Below are 15,815 nucleotides of genomic sequence, written 5' to 3'. Positions count from 1 at the left end.
TAGCGATGAGTTATCTAGAAAACCAAACGATCGTTCCGGAAAAGGAAGTTTCAACGTGAAGCGACTATTCTGCTTGGCCGCGATTGCGGCCGCACTGATGGGGCAAAGTCTTACTGCACAAGCGGCAGGTGTTGAGTTCGCGGTGGGGGCCACCAGCGATTCGACAATGACGTACCGCCTGGGCATGAATTTCGACTGGGACAAGAGCTGGCTGCAAAGTGACGTCGGTCGCCTGACCGGCTACTGGAGCGGGGCTTACACCTACTGGGAAGGTGACAAGACCTCCAGCAACAACAGCCTGTCGTTCTCGCCGGTATTTGTTTACGAGTTCGCCGGTGAATCGGTTAAACCGTATGTGGAAGCGGGGATTGGCGTCGCGGCTTTCTCTAATACCAAGTACGAATCCAACAATCTCGGCGGCTCTTTCCAGTTCGAAGACCGTTTCGGTTTTGGTCTGCGTTTCAATGGCGGGCATGAAGTCGGGATTCGTGCGACGCACTATTCCAACGCCGGTCTGGCCAGCGATAACGACGGTGTAGAAAGTTACTCGCTGCATTACACGATGCCGCTGTAACTGCTAAACGCTTGACCCCTGTGGGAGCGAGCCTGCTCGCGAAAGCTATTTCATATTCAACGAAGATGTTGAATGAAAGCCCGCTTTCGCGAGCAGGCTCGCTCCCACATTTGGTTTTGGGGGTTATCGGAATCAGCGGTAGGCAGTCGTGATGCCTTTGCGCTCTTCAATGCACTCCGGCGCGCCCATCTCGAATTCGCGACAGATCAGCGGCCGTTTTTCATAGATCGTGCACATCATGCTGTCGCGATCCAGCGCCGCGCACCAGCCGTCGTCCAGACGCAACATCACTTCACCGCCCCACTCATCGGTATCGATAAAGCGATCAGGCACGCCGGTGTCGGTGATCAGCATCACTTCGAGCTGGCAACAGCACGCCGCGCAGGTCGAGCAGGTGACCGCCGGTTCAGTGATTTGTTGGTGAGGAATGGTCTTCATGGTCGGCAGTGTAAGGCAGCGGACGATACACGTGTGAAAGGTCTGACGGACGCTCAGTGAGCCAGTCGCCGAGCCATCGTATGCAGCAATGGAAACAGCAGTGCCCAGAGCAGGCCGATGCCGATCAGCGTCGGCAGTTCGCCATAGGGAAATTGCACCCCGGCCAAGCGCCCGCCAGCGTAATACGACAGCGCGCCGCCGACAGCGCCGAGTAAGCTCGCCAGCCACCAGGGCCGCGCGCTCCACGCCAGACAATGACGCAAGGTGGTCGCCAGCAGCGCCCAGAGCAGCATCAGCCACAACGGAATCAACGGCGACTGATCCTGAAACGCGAATACCCCGGCACCGCGCAACACACTGTCGACAGCGGTGCCGACAATCACCACGCTGAGGATCAAACGGCCCTCAGCCGCCCAACTGCTGATCCAGCGCAAATGGATCACCAGCACCGCCAGCGCGATCAGCAACCACGGGCTGTTGCCGCCGAGCACGCAGGTCAGCCAGCCGATCTGGAACAGCACGGCATTGGCGACACGCTCAAGCATCGAAGCGTCCGAGCAGCGGCGCGGTCATCGCCGCCGGTTTGGCCAGCAGCAATTGTGCGGTGCCGATAGTGCGCTCGAGGAAACCGCCCTCGCAGTAACACAGGTAAAACTCCCACAGCCGCAGGAAATAATCGTCATAGCCCAGTTCGCTCAAGCGGCCGTGGGCGCGGCGGAAGTTCTCGTGCCACAGGCGCAGGGTGCGGGCGTAGTGCAAGCCGAAATCTTCCATGTGCAGCAGGTTCATGTCGGTGTCGCGGCCGACCACTTCGAGCATTTTCTGCACGCAGGGCAGGGCGCCGCCGGGGAAGATGTAACGCTGGATGAAATCGACGCCGCGCTTGGCTTGTTCGTAACGCTGCTCGCGGATGGTGATCGCCTGGATCAGCATCAGGCCGTTGCTCTTGAGCAACTGCGCGCACTGTTTGAAGTAGGTTGGCAGGAAGCGGTGCCCGACGGCTTCGATCATCTCGATCGACACCAGTTTGTCGTATTCGCCGGTCAGGTCGCGGTAGTCCTTGAGCAACAGCGTAACGCGATCCTGCAAGCCCAGTTGTTCGATGCGTTGCGCAGTAAACGCGTATTGCTCTTTCGACAGTGTGGTGGTGGTAACGCGGCAGCCGTAATGTTGCGCGGCATAGAGTGCCATGCTGCCCCAACCGGTGCCGATCTCCAGCAAATGGTCGCTGTCCTTGAGCGCGAGCTTCTGACAGATGCGCTCCAGTTTGTTCAGTTGTGCCTGTTCGAGGCTGTCTTCCGGCGTAAGGAATTGCGCCGCCGAATACATCATGGTCGGGTCGAGAAACTGCTCGAACAGATCGTTGCCCAGATCGTAGTGCGCGGCGATGTTCTTCTGCGAACCCTTGCGGGTGTTGCGGTTCAGCCAGTGCAGGCCTTGCACCAGCGGGCGGCTGAGGCGGGCCAGACCGCCCTCCATGGCATCGAGCACGTCCAGATTGCTGACGAACACGCGGACCACGGCCGTCAGATCCGGCGAACTCCAATAGCCATGGATAAAGGCTTCGCCGGCGCCAATCGAACCGTTCCCGGCGACCAGGCCCCAGACGGCCGGGTCGAGCACATGGATTTCCCCGAGCAAAGCACTGCCCGGCGTACCGAACATCAGGCGTTCGCCGTCCTCGACCACCAGCAGTTGGCCGTTTTTCAGCTGAGCCAATTGGCGCAGCACGCCACGGCGCAGCAGCGACCCGGTCAAACCGTTGGTGCTGAGCCGACTGACCGACAGACTAGAGGATTTCATGGCGGTGCTCCTTGGGAGGCACAGTGGCGGTTTGAAAACTGCCATCGGCAGTCTGGTGAGCAAAAATCGGTGCGCGTTTGAGCAGCAGCCGCAGTGCCTGCCAGTAAATGGCCAACGCGGTTTTCGCGGTCATCCACGGAAAGCGCCGCAAGTAACGATGCAGGCTGCGACGGTCGAGGCTTTCGCGTTGCAGATTGAGCGTCGCGTCGAACAGTTTGTGCTCGCCCTGCCAGTCGGCCATGTGTACGCCGAGTTTTTGCGCGGCAGGGCTGAAGCTCATGCGGTATTCAAGATCGCGCGGCAGGAACGGCGAAACGTGAAAGGCCTTGGCCACGGCGAAATGCTGATGGAAATCCTGCAGATTGACTGGCGGGCGCGCCGGCAACACATAGTGGTAGCGCTCGCCCCACGGCGTGTTGGTCACTTCGCAGACGATCGCCGCCAGTTGCCCGTCCGCCTCATGGCAGTAAAAGAAACTCACCGGGTTGAACGACAGCCCCCAACTGCGCGCCTGGGTCAGCAGGCAGATCGAGCCTTGCGGTTCATGACCGATGGCAAGGCCGACCTGCTGGCGCACGGCATCGATCAGGCGCATGCCACGGCTGGTAAAAGTCTTGAGATAGTCAGTCTCGCGAAATGAAAATGGCGCGAAGCGACTGCGCCCGGCCAGTGGCGACAGCGCAAGCACCGCGTCCTGTTCGCTGAGATCAAGGTAGAGCAAGCCGATCCGGTAACGGAATTCATGACGGCGTGGCGAAAAACGCCGATGGCCGATCCAGCCGCTATACAGGGCGCTGTTCATAAGCTTTCCCCGAACGCGGCGGCCACGCGCAAGGCGCTGACCACACCGTCCTCATGAAAACCGTTGGCCCAGTAAGCTCCGCAATAATGCGTGTGTTGCGCGCCATCCAGTTCGCCCCAGCGCTGCTGCGCCGCCACTGCCGCGAGGCTGAACTGCGGGTGGGCGTAGGTGTAGCGGGCGAGCACTTTGTCGGGGCTGATGCCGGCACTCTGATTGAGGCTGACGCAGAACGTGGTGTCGCTCTGAATGCCCTGCAGAATGTTCATGTCATAGGTGACGGCGGCGTGAGTGTGGCCGGCGCCGCTGAGCCGATAGTTCCAGCTGGCCCAGGCCAGTTTGCGCGTCGGCAGCAAACGCGTGTCGGTGTGCAGCACCACTTCGTTGTCGGCGTAGGGCAGGGCACCGAGGATCGCGCGTTCGGCATCGCTGGGAACCGCCAGCAGTTTCAGCGCCTGGTCGCTGTGACAGGCGAACACCACCCGGTCGAAGTGCTCAAGGCCTGCCGGGCTGTGGATAACTACGCCATGCACATCTCGATCGACCCGGGTGACCGGGCAATTGAGCCGAATCCTGTCCTTGAACGCGGCCGTCAGCGGCGCGATGTAAGCGCTGGAACCGCCTTCGATGACTTGCCATTGCGGTCGATCACTGACTGACAGCAGCCCGTGGTTCTTGAAGAACCGCACAAAAAACTGCAGCGGGAAGTTAAGCATTTCCGCCATTGGCATCGACCAGATCGCCGAGCCCATCGGCACGATGTAATGCAGGATGAAACGTTCGCCGTAACCGCCGGCCTTGAGGTATTCGTCGAGCGTGGTGTCGGCGGCGATGCGCAGTTCGACGAGGTCGCGCTGGGCTTCTTTGTTGAACCGCAGGATATCGCGCAACATGCCCCAGAACCCCGGCGACAACAAATTGCTGCGCTGAGCGAAGAGGCTGTTGAGGTTATTGCCGTTGTATTCCAGACCGGTGTCCGGGTCGGTCACCGAGAAACTCATTTCCGTCGGTTTGAACGCCACGCCGAGCTGGTCGAGCAGGCGGATGAAGTTCGGGTAGGTCCAGTCGTTGAAGACGATGAAACCGGTGTCCACGGCGTACTGCCGTCCTGCGACGGTAACGTCCACGGTGTGCGTATGGCCACCGACCCAGTCGCCGGCCTCGAATACCGTGATTTCATGGCGGCGATTGAGCAGGTAGGCGCAGGTAAGCCCGGCGATGCCGCTGCCGACGATGGCTATTTTCATGTCGGATCAGTCAGCGGAGGCGACTTGCGCACCATGCGCTTGCCGATGGCCAGTTGCACGCGCGCCGGCAGTTTCGACAGTGGCCACAGCGCGGCCATGAACAGCGCCGGGAAGGCGATTTCCAATGGCCGATCTTTGAGCTTGGCGAAGATGTGCCGTGCGGCTTTATCCACAGGCCAGCTCAAGGGCATGGGGAAGTCGTTTTTGGCGGTCAGCGGGGTTTCCACAAAACCGGGGCTGACCACGGTGACTTCAATGCCTTCGTCGGCCAGATCGATGCGCAGTGACTCGAACAGGTAACGCAAACCGGCCTTCGATGCACCGTAGGCTTCGGCCCGTGGCAGCGGCAGGTAGGTCACCGAACTGGCCACACCGATCAGATGCGGCGCAGTGCCTTTGCGCAGCAGCGGCAGCGCGGCTTCGATGCAATAACTGCTGGCGAGCAGGTTGGTGCGCACCACGTGCTCGATGATCGACGAGTCGAATTGCTTGGCATCCACGTATTCGCAGGTGCCGGCGTTGAGGATCACCGAATCCAGCGAACCCCAGTCCGCGGCGATCTGCTCGCCGATTTCGCGAACTGTCTGGCTGTTGGTCAGATCCCCCGGCACCACCAATACCTGCCCCGGATAGCGTTGCGACAAGACCTTGAGCGGGGCGATCTGACGGGAACTGACCGCCAGGTGTGCACCGCTTTTCAGGATCTCTTCAGCCAGCGCCGCGCCGATGCCACTGCTGGCCCCGGTCAACCAATAACGCCGTGGAGGCGTAAGACTCATCCCATTCTCCTTTTCAGCCAGGCAATGACCCGGCCCAATACTGGCAAGTGTTCATACAGCAGCGCCCCGGCATCGAAATAATCCCGATGGCGATACACCTTGTCGTGCCACAGCAAATGCGAGCAGCCGCTGACACTAATTACACGGCCACCCGCCAGGCGCGGGTGGCGATAACTCATGACCCAACGCAGATAGCCTTCACCGTCGCCAATCTGGTCGAAACCATGAAAGTCGAAACGCAGTTCGCTGACGTTGGCGTACAGCTCGCCGAAATAGTCGCGCAGTTTTGTCAGCCCCTTCACCTCGTGCAGTGGGTCGGTGAAATGAACGTCATCGCTGTACAGCTCGCCCAGGCTTTGCAGGTTGTCTTTGTTCAACGCTGAAAATTGCCGGGCAAAGCGGCGCAGGAATTCACTCATCACCGCCTCCGGTAGACGTACGCGATGGTAGATTCTTGAAGGCGGCCAATGCGCGCTGGCGCGAGGTGCTGAGGTTGACGATCGGCGACGGGTAGTCCGCCGCGCCGAACAAACCACCGACGTCGGCCGGGTTGTGCACTTCTTTCTTGTTGAGGGTCGCCAGTTCCGGTAGCCAGTGCTTGATGAACAGGCCTTCGCTGTCGAATTTTTCCGACTGGCTCAGCGGGTTGAAGATGCGGAAGTACGGCGCTGAATCGGTGCCGGTCGAGGCGCTCCATTGCCAGCCACCGTTGTTCGCCGCCAAATCGCCATCAATCAGGTGGCGCATGAAAAAGCGTTCGCCTTCGCGCCAGTCGATCAGCAGGTTTTTGGTCAGGAACATCGCCACGATCATGCGCAGGCGATTGTGCATCCAGCCGGTTTCGAGCAATTGGCGCATGGCCGCGTCGATGATCGGCAGACCGGTGCGTGCTTCTTGCCAGGCGGCGAGATCGTCCGGCGCATCACGCCAGGCCAGCGCTTCGGTTTCCTGGCGAAACGCGCGGTGCCGCGAGACCCGTGGATAGCCGACCAGAATGTGTTTGTAGAACTCGCGCCACAGCAGTTCGTTGATCCAGGTGACCGCACCGACCTTGCCGCTTTCGAACTCGCCCTGATTGCTTTGCAGGGCGGCGTGCAGGCATTGCCGTGGCGAGATCACCCCGGCGGCGAGATACGCCGAGAGCTGACTGGTGCCGGGTTTGGCCGGGAAGTCGCGTTCGCTTTGGTAGTAGTCGATCTGCGCGTCGGTGAAGGTGTCGAGACGGCGCCGGGCTTCCTGCTCACCGGCCGGCCACAGATCGCGCAGGGTTTGACTTGGTGTGGCGAAGCCGTTGACGGATGTGGGCACCGGATCGCTGTCGATCTGAAGTTTTGCCTGTTTGCCGGGCGTCTGTATAAGGGCCGGCATCGAGCGGTGCAGACGTTCGTAACAGACTTTGCGGAATTGGCTGAACACCTGGAAATAAGTGCCGGTCTTGGTCAGCACGCTGCCGGGTTTGAACAGCAACTGATCAAGGTAGCTGTGAAACGTGATGCCCTCGGCCTTCAGCGTGTCCGCCACCGCCGCATCGCGACGGCTTTCATGGACGCCGTATTCTTCGTTGACGTGTACGGCTTCGATCTTCAGTTGCCGACAGAGCTTGAGCAGTTCCGCTGGAGCTTGATCCCAATGCGCGGCAGGACGGATCAGTAACGGAATGTTCAGCGCGGCGAGGCTTTTGCTCAGCTCATCGAGGTTGCGCAACCAGAAGTCGACCTTGCACGGCGCATCGTCATGTTCCAGCCACTGCTGCGGGCTCAACAGATACACCGCAACCGTCGGGCCGCGCGCTGCGGCGGCCGCGAGGGCGGTGTTGTCATGTTGGCGCAAGTCGCTGCGCAGCCAGATCAATTGCATGTCGGCACTCACGGCGTCCATTAAATCAGCCCACGCTGAACGAGTTCCTGATGCGCCAAAAGCGCGTCTTCAGCCAGGAACACATCAGCCATCTCGGAGGTTTTTACGGACAACTCGGCGTGGTGGATGCATACCGTTGGTCCGACCAGCATTTTTGGGCAACTGACTCCGTTCAGTAGCTTGGGTAACTGCGCAAGGTTCATGGCTTTGCTGGAATACAGCAGTACGCCACGGGCTTGCAGATGTTCGACCGCCAGCGCCAGTTCGGCCGCCGGCAGCGGCCAGTCAAACACTTGCACCGGACAGTCGGCGCTGCTGATCAGCCACGCGCATAGCCACAGATGAGGTTCCAGTGGCAGGTCGGAATGATTGATCAACAACAGCGGGGCGCCATGCAGCTGACGATTGTTATGGTAGATGCGTGTGCCGAATTTGCTGCGCAACCACGAATAAAAGAACACCCGTTCCATCTGCGCGCCGAACTGGCCTTGCCAGCGCTGCTCCAGTTCCGCCAGGAGCGGCATCAGCAATTGCTCGCACAGGGTACGTGGCGGGTAGAGCGCCATGGCCTGATTGACGCTGTCGTCGAGGCTGCGTTCATTGAGTTGCGTGACGGCTGTAAGCAGGGTTTGGCGCAAGCGCTGCCAGTCGTTCTCCACCGACTCGCTGAACGCCTGTGGTGCGTCGAGCAGCGGTTTGACCTGACTGACGGCAACACCACGGTTGAGCCAAGTGAGGATGGTCAGAATCTGTTGCACATGTTCGGCCGAATACAGCCGGTGGCCCTTGGGCGTGCGCTGCGGCACGACCAGCCCGTAGCGGCGCTCCCAGGCGCGCAGGGTGATCGCGTTGACGCCGGTCTGCCGGGCGACTTCGCGAATCGGCAGCCAGCCCTCGTCGAGGGCTTTTTTAAAATCAGCGCCAAGGTCTTCCTGGGCGCTGGTATCGAGTTTGTCATTCATTAGATGGCGTTTCGCAGACTGAGGTTTTCCGGGTGCGGTTGCAGGTAAACCTGTTGCGCGATGTACGAATCCGGATGGAGGCGGAAGTGATGCTTGAGCAACGTCAATGGCACCACCAGCGGCACAATGCCTTGGCGGTACTGGCCGATGACGTGTTGCATTTCCTGTTTGTCTTCGGCGCTGATCGCCTGTTTCAGATAACCGCTGATGTGCAGCAGGACATTGCTGTGGGTGCCGCGCGTGGCGCATTTCTTCAGGGCAGCCATCAGTTCGCTGAAGTAATAGGGGCCGAGTTCGGCGGGATCAGTGTCGGCCATGTTGCCCAGCAACTTGCCGAGCGCCTTGTACTGCAGCGGGTTGTGCGCCATCAACAAGTATTTGTAGCGCGAGTGGAATTCGGTGAGGGCGCGACGACTCAGGCCCCCGGCGAGAACTTGTTGCCATTCGCTGTAGGCGAACACACGGGTGATGAAGTTTTCGCGCAGCACCGGATCGTTGAGGCGCCCGGCTTCTTCCACGGGCAGATCCGGGTGCTGTGCGCAGAACGCCTGGGCGTAAATCCCGCGCCCGCCGCCGTTCACCGGAGCGCCGTTGGCGTGGTAGACCTTGACCCGTTCGAGGCCGCATGACGGCGACTGCTGCATGAAGATGTAGCCGCAGATGTCATCAAGCTCGGCGGCCATTTTCGTGCCGTATTCGGCCAATGGCTGAGTGACATTGATCGACGGGTTTACCGTGCCGACCGCTTGCGGATGCTCGGCCTCGCCGACAAGGCGGATCGGCTCGCGGGGTATGCCCAGCCCGATCGCGACTTCCGGACACACCGGGACGAAATCGAAATGCTCGGTGAGGGTGCGGCTGCACAGGCGTGATTCCTTATGTCCACCGTTGTAGCGCACCTCGGCGCCCAGCAGGCAAGCACTGATGGCGATTTTGGGTTTGGCTGCGCAAGAATCAGACATGGGCACCTCGAATCCATACCTGTACAGAGGTAGATCTCTGTACAACTTCGCTCAGCATAGATTCATGGGTGTACAAGTCAAATGATTTGTATAACTTTCTGAATTGGAATGCGATCACCTGTGGGAGCTAGCCTGCGATGACGGAATGTCAGTCACCATCGATGGTGGCTGTGTGGCCGCAATCGCTAGCAGGCTAGCTCCGACAACGGTATTTATTGCCAGCCCAATAGCCAGTGCTCATTGTTCCTCAGGACTTGCCAATCGAGTCGTTCGGCACGCTTGGTCAACACCGCCTGCAACTCGACTTCCAGCACCGTGCCTTCCTCGTCGCAGAACAACTCGGTCACCAGAAAGTGTTTTTCACGATTCTGCGGCTGGGCTGCTGTCCATTTCGACAGCAGCAATTTGCGCGGATTGATGCGGTTCATTGCAGGTGTTCGTGCAAGCGGCGTGCGGCTTCCTGACCGCTCAGCCATGCGCCTTCGACGCGCCCCGACAGGCACCAGTCGCCGCAGGCGTACAGGCCCAGATCGGCATCGGCCAGCGTGCCCCATTCGTGACCCGTCGCCGGACGTGCGTAGAGCCAGCGGTGGGCGAGGCTGAAAGTCGGCGCGGGCATGGCGCTGTGCAGCAGCTCGGCAAAGGCACCGTGCAGTTGCTCGATGACCGCTTCCTTGGACAGGTCGATGTGCTGCCGGCTCCACGCGCTGCTGGCATGCAGCACCCAGGTGTCGAGGCTGTTGTCGCGTCCGGGTTTGCTGCGGTTGCGCGCCAGCCAGTCGAGTGGACTGTCCTGCACGAAGCAACCTTCGATGGGCGTATCCAGCGGTGTGTCGAAGGCGAGGGCGACGGCCCAGGTCGGGTCCATTTTCACCCCGGCGGCGGCCCCGGCAAGTTTTGGCGCTGCTGCGAGCAACGCAGTGGCTTGCGGTGCCGGCGTGGCGATCACGACGTGGCTGAACGGTCCGTGCGTGAAGCCTTCGGCGTCCTGCAGATGCCAGTGTTCTTCCCCGCGATAGACCTCGGTGATGCGGCAGGCAAAGTGCACTTCCAGGCCATCGAGCAGTCCACGGGTGATGGCGCTCATGCGCGGCGTGCCGACCCAGCGGGTCTGCTCGTCTGGTGACAGATTCAGTTGCCCGCCCTGATACGTGTAGAGCTGTGGTGTCCACTCGGCGACCCAGCCCTGGCTTTGCCAACGCTGCACTTCGGTGACGAAGCGCCGATCGCGGGCGGTGAAATATTGCGCGCCCATGTCCAGCGAACCAGCGTCGCTGCGTTTGCTCGACATGCGCCCGCCGCTGCCGCGGCTTTTATCGAACAGTTGCACGGTGTGCCCGCTCTCTGTCAGAGCCTGGGCGGCGGAGAGTCCGGCGATGCCGGTGCCGATGATTGCGATAGGTACAGTCATAGGGGCCTCGTTTACCTTTCTGTACAGACTACGCCGTGGATGAAACCTGTACAATTTTGTTTTTTGGTATAACTTCTAGCGTTCTCGATCCGACAGCTTGGCCTATGGTTAAACAATAGAGCCTGCCCGATAGAAAAGATCCCTGCTTTTAAAAATAGACTAGTGATCCGGGTTAAACGCCACGCGAGGAAGATGTCATGCACATATTGCTGACCGGCGGTACTGGTTTGATAGGACGTCAGCTCTGCCGATACTGGTCGGGGCAGGGCCATCGCTTGACGGTGTGGAGCCGCCAACCGGAGAAAGTCGCGAAAATCTGTGGTGCGCAGGTACGTGGCATTGCGCGTCTGCAAGACCTTGGCGAAGAGCCTGTGGACGCGATCATCAATCTGGCAGGTGCGCCGATTGCCGATCGGCTTTGGACCCATCGACGCAAAGCGTTGCTGTGGAGCAGCCGTATCACGCTCACCGAGACCCTGCTGGCCTGGCTGGAAACGCGATCACAAAAACCGGCGCTGCTGATCTCCGGTTCGGCGATCGGCTGGTACGGCGACGGCGGTGAGCGCGAGCTGACGGAAGAATCGCCGCCAGTGATCGACGACTTCGCCAGTCAGTTGTGCATTGCCTGGGAGGAAACTGCACTGCGCGCCGAAGCGCAGGGTATCCGCGTGGTACTGGTGCGAACCGGTCTGGTGCTGTCGGCCGAGGGCGGCTTTTTGTCGCGGCTGTTGCTGCCGTTCAAGCTTGGGCTGGGCGGGCCTTTGGGCAATGGCCGGCAGTGGATGCCGTGGATTCATATCAACGATCAAATCGCCCTGATTGATTTTCTTCTGCATCGTGATCAGGCCAGTGGTCCTTATAATGCGTGCGCGCCGAAACCTGTGCGCAATCGCGAATTTGCCAAGACGCTGGGCAGCGTGTTGCACCGCCCGGCGTTCATGCCGATGCCGACGCTGGCGCTGAAGGTCGGCCTCGGTGAGATGTCTTTGTTGTTACTCGGCGGCCAGAAGGCCCTGCCGGCACGCTTGCTGGAAGCGGGTTTCACTTTCCAGTTCACGGATTTACGCGCGGCCCTGGACGATCTCTCCAGCCGCCTCTGAAATAGGACGTTGCATGACCGATCACGCCTTGCTTCTGGTCAACCTGGGTTCCCCGGCCTCCACCTCGGTGGCCGATGTACGCCGCTACCTCAATCAATTCCTGATGGACCCGTACGTGATCGACCTGCCATGGCCGGTGCGGCGCTTGCTGGTGTCGCTGATCCTGATCAAGCGCCCGGAGCAGTCGGCCCACGCCTATGCCTCGATCTGGTGGGACGAGGGTTCACCGCTGGTGGTGCTCAGCCGTCGCTTGCAACAGCAGATGACTGCACAATGGAATCACGGCCCGGTGGAACTGGCGATGCGTTACGGTGAGCCGTCGATTGAAACCTGCCTGCTCAAACTGGTCGCGGCGGGGCACAAGCGCATCACGCTGGCACCGCTGTATCCACAGTTCGCCGACAGCACCACGACCACGGTGATTGAAGAGGCCAGACGTGTCATTCGCGCGAAGAATCTCGATGTGCAGTTGTCGATCCTGCAACCGTTCTACGATCAGCCGGAATACCTCGACGCTTTGGTTGCCAGTGCCAAACCGCATTTGCAGCAGGATTACGATCACTTGCTGCTGAGCTTCCACGGTTTGCCTGAGCGGCACCTGACCAAACTCGATCCGACCGGCAATCATTGCTTCAAGAATGAGGACTGCTGCAAGAACGCCTCGCCTGCGGTATTGGCGACCTGTTATCGCGCGCAATGCCTGCGTACCGCGGCGTTGTTCGCTGAGCGCATGGGCTTGCCGGAAGGTAAATGGTCGGTGTCGTTTCAGTCACGTCTGGGCCGGGCTAAGTGGATCGAGCCGTACACCGAAGCGCGGCTGGATGAACTGGCGAAAAGCGGCGTGAAGAAAATACTGGTGATGTGCCCGGCGTTTGTCGCCGACTGCATCGAGACGCTGGAAGAGATTGGTGATCGCGGCAAGGAGCAATTCCGCGAAGCGGGGGGCGAAGAGTTGGTGCTGGTGCCGTGCCTGAATGACGACCTGCAATGGGCGAAGGCGTTGGCCACCCTCTGCGAACGAGCGCCGTTGGCGTTATAACTGTTGTGGCGAGGGAGCTTGCTCCCGCTGGGCTGCGAAGCAGCCCCAAACCCTGCGGACGCGGTTCAAAGGAATACCGCATCTGCCGAGTTTATGACTGCTTCGCAGTCAAGCGGGAGCAAGCTCCCTCGCCACAGGTAATGAGCCAGATTTTAGATCAGCGGCTCATCCGCCTTCTTGTTCTTCCAGCCATCATTGCCCGGCAGAATCAGGTTCAGCGCAATCGCCACCACCGCGCACAGCGCGATGCCTTTGAGGCCGAAGTCGTCCGGACCGGTGCCGGTGCCGACCAGCACACCGCCAATCCCGAACACCAGCGTCACCGAAACGATCACCAAATTGCGCGCCTCGCCCAGATCGATCTTGTGACGGATCAGGGTGTTCATGCCCACCGCCGCGATCGAACCGAACAGCAAGCACAGAATCCCGCCCATCACCGGCACCGGAATGCTTTGCAGCAGCGCGCCGAACTTGCCGATGAACGCCAGGCTGATGGCGAAAATCGCCGCCCAGGTCATGATTTTCGGGTTGTAGTTCTTGGTCAGCATCACCGCGCCAGTGACTTCGGCGTACGTGGTGTTGGGCGGACCACCGAACAGGCCGGCAGCAGTGGTGGCAATGCCGTCACCGAGCAGGGTGCGATGCAGGCCCGGCTTCTTCAGGTAATCGCGACCGGTCACGCTACCCACGGCAATCACGCCGCCGATGTGTTCAATGGCCGGGGCCAATGCCACTGGAACGATGAACAGGATCGCCTGCCAGTTGAACTCCGGCGCGGTGAAATGCGGGATCGCAAACCATGGCGCTGCAGCAATCTTCGCGGTATCAACGACACCGAAATAGAACGCCATACCAAAACCGACCAGCACCCCGGAAATGATCGGCACCAGGCGGAAGATGCCTTTACCGAACACGGCCACGATCAACGTCGTCAGCAGCGCCGGCATCGAGATCATCATCGCGGTCTGGTAGTGGATCAGTTCCGAACCGTCGCCAGCCTTGCCCATCGCCATGTTCGCGGCAATCGGCGCCATGGCCAGGCCGATGGAAATGATCACTGGACCAATCACCACCGGCGGCAGCAGACGGTCGATGAAACCGGTGCCTTTGATCTTCACGGCCAGGCCGAGGAAGGTGTAGACGAAACCGGCCGCCATGACACCGCCCATGGTCGCGGCGAGGCCGAACTGGCCCTTGGCGAGAATGATCGGGGTGATGAACGCGAAGCTCGACGCCAGAAACACCGGCACCTGACGCCCGGTGACGATCTGGAACAGGATCGTCCCTAAACCCGCGGTAAACAGTGCCACGTTCGGGTCAAGGCCCGTGATCAGCGGCATCAGCACCAGGGCGCCGAAAGCCACGAACAGCATCTGGGCGCCGGACAGCACCGTGCGCCAGAGCGGATCGTTGAACTCTTGCTGCATGGTTACGCGTCCTTCTGCTTGGTGCCGAAGATCTTGTCACCGGCGTCGCCAAGCCCTGGGATGATGTAACCGTGCTCGTTCAAGCGCTCATCGATGGACGCGGTGTAGATGGTCACGTCCGGGTGAGCCTTTTCTACGGCGGCAATGCCTTCCGGCGCGGCGACCAGCACCATCGCGCGGATGTCCTTGCAGCCGGCTTTCTTCAGCAGGTCGATGGTCGCAACCATGGAGCTGCCAGTGGCGAGCATCGGGTCGATGATCATCGCCAGCCGTTCGTCGATTTCCGGAACCAGTTTTTCCAGATAGGTGTGCGCTTGCAGGGTTTCTTCGTTGCGGGCCACGCCCACAGCGGAAACTTTGGCACCCGGAATCAGGCTCAGCACGCCTTCGAGCATGCCGATACCGGCGCGCAGGATCGGCACGACGGTGATCTTCTTGCCGGCGATTTTCTCGACCGACACGGTGCCGCACCAGCCTGCAATATCGTAGGACTCCAGCGGCAAATCTTTTGTAGCTTCATAGGTCAACAGGGCGCCGACTTCCTGAGCAAGCTCACGGAAGTTCTTGGTGCTGATATCGGCGCGGCGCATCAGGCCGAGTTTATGGCGGATCAGCGGATGGCGGATCTCGAGGATGGGCATGGAAAAACTCCGGCGGCGGGCAAAAAAACCGGCCTAGATTAATCTATCCGAGGGTGATGTCCTATAGGACATTCTGTACGTTAGTCCATAAAGGCTTGATTCGGCCTCAATGGATGCGTACCTTTGCCCGCTTTTCCAATTCCGCCACCCCCTGGAGAGCGCCATGTCCGCTGATCTCGAGCATATCCGTCAAATCATGCGAGAGGCTGACTGCCTGTACACCGAATCTGAAGTCGAGGCCGCCATCGCCCGCGTCGGTGCACAAATCAACGAACAACTGGCCGACAGCAACCCGGTGGTGTTCTGCGTGATGAACGGCGGGCTGATTTTCTCCGGCAAACTGCTGACGCATCTGCAGTTCCCGCTGGAAGCGTCCTACCTGCACGCGACCCGTTATCGCAACGAAACCAGCGGCGGCGACCTGTTCTGGAAAGCCAAGCCGGAAGTTTCGTTCATCGACCGCGACGTGCTGATCATCGACGACATCCTCGATGAAGGTCACACCCTCGGCGCGATCATCGACTTCTGCAAACACGCCGGCGCGCGCAAAGTGCACACCGCCGTGTTGATCGACAAGGATCACGACCGCAAGGCGCGTCCTGACCTGAAAGCCGATTTCGTCGGCCTGCCGTGCATCGACCGTTACATCTTCGGTTATGGCATGGACTACAAAGGTTACTGGCGCAACGCCAACGGGATCTTTGCCGTTAAAGGCATGTAAGCAAGATCAAAAGATCGCAGCCTTCGGCAGCTCCTACAGGGGATTGATGTACACC

18 protein-coding genes are annotated in these 15,815 nt (G+C 60.2%); 4 read left to right on the top strand and 14 right to left on the bottom strand.

The features are described 5' to 3' along the window. Nucleotides 1-55 precede the first annotated feature (55 nt). On the top strand, nucleotides 56-574 hold the full coding sequence (locus BK670_RS07650) for an acyloxyacyl hydrolase (protein ID WP_123449281.1): 519 nt from the start codon (nucleotides 56-58) through the stop codon (nucleotides 572-574). A gap of 132 nt (nucleotides 575-706) precedes the next feature. Here BK670_RS07650 and BK670_RS07645 read toward each other — a convergent pair whose 3' ends face one another. From BK670_RS07645 to BK670_RS07590, 12 genes are all read right to left on the bottom strand, one after another. Beyond that, a complete protein-coding gene (locus BK670_RS07645; RefSeq protein ID WP_007912865.1) occupies nucleotides 707-1,012 on the bottom strand; it encodes a YkgJ family cysteine cluster protein in 306 nt (101 codons plus the stop codon). Nucleotides 1,013-1,065: 53 nt separating this feature from the next. After that, on the bottom strand, nucleotides 1,066-1,557 hold the full coding sequence (locus BK670_RS07640) for a DUF2878 domain-containing protein (RefSeq protein ID WP_123449280.1): 492 nt from the start codon (nucleotides 1,555-1,557) through the stop codon (nucleotides 1,066-1,068). Beyond that, nucleotides 1,550-2,815, bottom strand: a complete 1,266-nt coding sequence (locus tag BK670_RS07635) for an SAM-dependent methyltransferase (RefSeq protein ID WP_123449279.1) — start codon at nucleotides 2,813-2,815, stop codon at nucleotides 1,550-1,552. The genes BK670_RS07640 and BK670_RS07635 overlap by 8 nt, the downstream gene beginning before the upstream one ends. After that, nucleotides 2,802-3,617, bottom strand: a complete 816-nt coding sequence (locus tag BK670_RS07630; protein ID WP_123449278.1) for a DUF1365 domain-containing protein — start codon at nucleotides 3,615-3,617, stop codon at nucleotides 2,802-2,804. The genes BK670_RS07635 and BK670_RS07630 overlap by 14 nt, the downstream gene beginning before the upstream one ends. Then, nucleotides 3,614-4,861, bottom strand: coding sequence for an NAD(P)/FAD-dependent oxidoreductase (locus BK670_RS07625; protein ID WP_123449277.1), 1,248 nt, complete (start codon nucleotides 4,859-4,861; stop codon nucleotides 3,614-3,616). The genes BK670_RS07630 and BK670_RS07625 overlap by 4 nt, the downstream gene beginning before the upstream one ends. Further along, complete coding sequence (locus tag BK670_RS07620) at nucleotides 4,858-5,640, bottom strand: SDR family NAD(P)-dependent oxidoreductase (RefSeq protein WP_123449276.1); 783 nt, start codon at nucleotides 5,638-5,640, stop codon at nucleotides 4,858-4,860. Before BK670_RS07620 ends, BK670_RS07625 begins: the two co-directional genes overlap by 4 nt. Beyond that, nucleotides 5,637-6,059, bottom strand: a complete 423-nt coding sequence (locus BK670_RS07615; protein ID WP_123449275.1) for a nuclear transport factor 2 family protein — start codon at nucleotides 6,057-6,059, stop codon at nucleotides 5,637-5,639. The genes BK670_RS07620 and BK670_RS07615 overlap by 4 nt, the downstream gene beginning before the upstream one ends. Then, the gene (phrB, locus tag BK670_RS07610; protein ID WP_185036742.1) at nucleotides 6,052-7,497 is read right to left on the bottom strand and encodes a deoxyribodipyrimidine photo-lyase; all 1,446 of its coding nucleotides are present in this window, start codon (nucleotides 7,495-7,497) and stop codon (nucleotides 6,052-6,054) included. The genes BK670_RS07615 and phrB overlap by 8 nt, the downstream gene beginning before the upstream one ends. 20 nt (nucleotides 7,498-7,517) lie before the next feature. Beyond that, a complete protein-coding gene (locus tag BK670_RS07605; RefSeq protein ID WP_123449273.1) occupies nucleotides 7,518-8,459 on the bottom strand; it encodes a MerR family transcriptional regulator in 942 nt (313 codons plus the stop codon). Beyond that, on the bottom strand, nucleotides 8,459-9,421 hold the full coding sequence (locus BK670_RS07600) for a YbgA family protein (RefSeq protein WP_123449272.1): 963 nt from the start codon (nucleotides 9,419-9,421) through the stop codon (nucleotides 8,459-8,461). Before BK670_RS07600 ends, BK670_RS07605 begins: the two co-directional genes overlap by 1 nt. Before the next feature lie 212 nt (nucleotides 9,422-9,633). Beyond that, nucleotides 9,634-9,849, bottom strand: coding sequence for a TIGR02450 family Trp-rich protein (locus tag BK670_RS07595; protein ID WP_123449271.1), 216 nt, complete (start codon nucleotides 9,847-9,849; stop codon nucleotides 9,634-9,636). Then, nucleotides 9,846-10,832, bottom strand: a complete 987-nt coding sequence (locus BK670_RS07590; protein ID WP_123449270.1) for an NAD(P)/FAD-dependent oxidoreductase — start codon at nucleotides 10,830-10,832, stop codon at nucleotides 9,846-9,848. The genes BK670_RS07595 and BK670_RS07590 overlap by 4 nt, the downstream gene beginning before the upstream one ends. Before the next feature lie 197 nt (nucleotides 10,833-11,029). Between BK670_RS07590 and BK670_RS07585 the strand changes: the two genes are divergently transcribed. Both BK670_RS07585 and hemH read left to right on the top strand, forming a co-directional pair. Continuing rightward, entirely contained in the window at nucleotides 11,030-11,932 is a 903-nt protein-coding gene (locus BK670_RS07585; RefSeq protein WP_123449269.1) for a TIGR01777 family oxidoreductase, read from the top strand. Nucleotides 11,933-11,945: 13 nt separating this feature from the next. Next, complete coding sequence (gene hemH / locus BK670_RS07580) at nucleotides 11,946-12,971, top strand: ferrochelatase (RefSeq protein ID WP_123449268.1); 1,026 nt, start codon at nucleotides 11,946-11,948, stop codon at nucleotides 12,969-12,971. Between the two features lie 152 nt (nucleotides 12,972-13,123). Here hemH and BK670_RS07575 read toward each other — a convergent pair whose 3' ends face one another. Beyond that, entirely contained in the window at nucleotides 13,124-14,398 is a 1,275-nt protein-coding gene (locus tag BK670_RS07575; protein WP_103306094.1) for a uracil-xanthine permease family protein, read from the bottom strand. A 2-nt stretch (nucleotides 14,399-14,400) separates the two neighbouring features. Further along, entirely contained in the window at nucleotides 14,401-15,039 is a 639-nt protein-coding gene (gene upp, locus BK670_RS07570) for a uracil phosphoribosyltransferase (protein ID WP_007912842.1), read from the bottom strand. Between the two features lie 163 nt (nucleotides 15,040-15,202). Here upp and BK670_RS07565 point away from each other — a divergent pair, with 163 nt between their 5' ends. Next, nucleotides 15,203-15,760, top strand: coding sequence for a hypoxanthine-guanine phosphoribosyltransferase (locus BK670_RS07565; protein WP_016987197.1), 558 nt, complete (start codon nucleotides 15,203-15,205; stop codon nucleotides 15,758-15,760). Nucleotides 15,761-15,815: the final 55 nt, after the last annotated feature.

It is taken from the genome of Pseudomonas fluorescens (assembly GCF_003732425.1).
Lineage (GTDB): Bacteria > Pseudomonadota > Gammaproteobacteria > Pseudomonadales > Pseudomonadaceae > Aquipseudomonas > Aquipseudomonas fluorescens_BE.
Note: the sequence above shows the minus strand (reverse complement) of the source record. Positions and strands in the feature narration are given on the sequence as shown.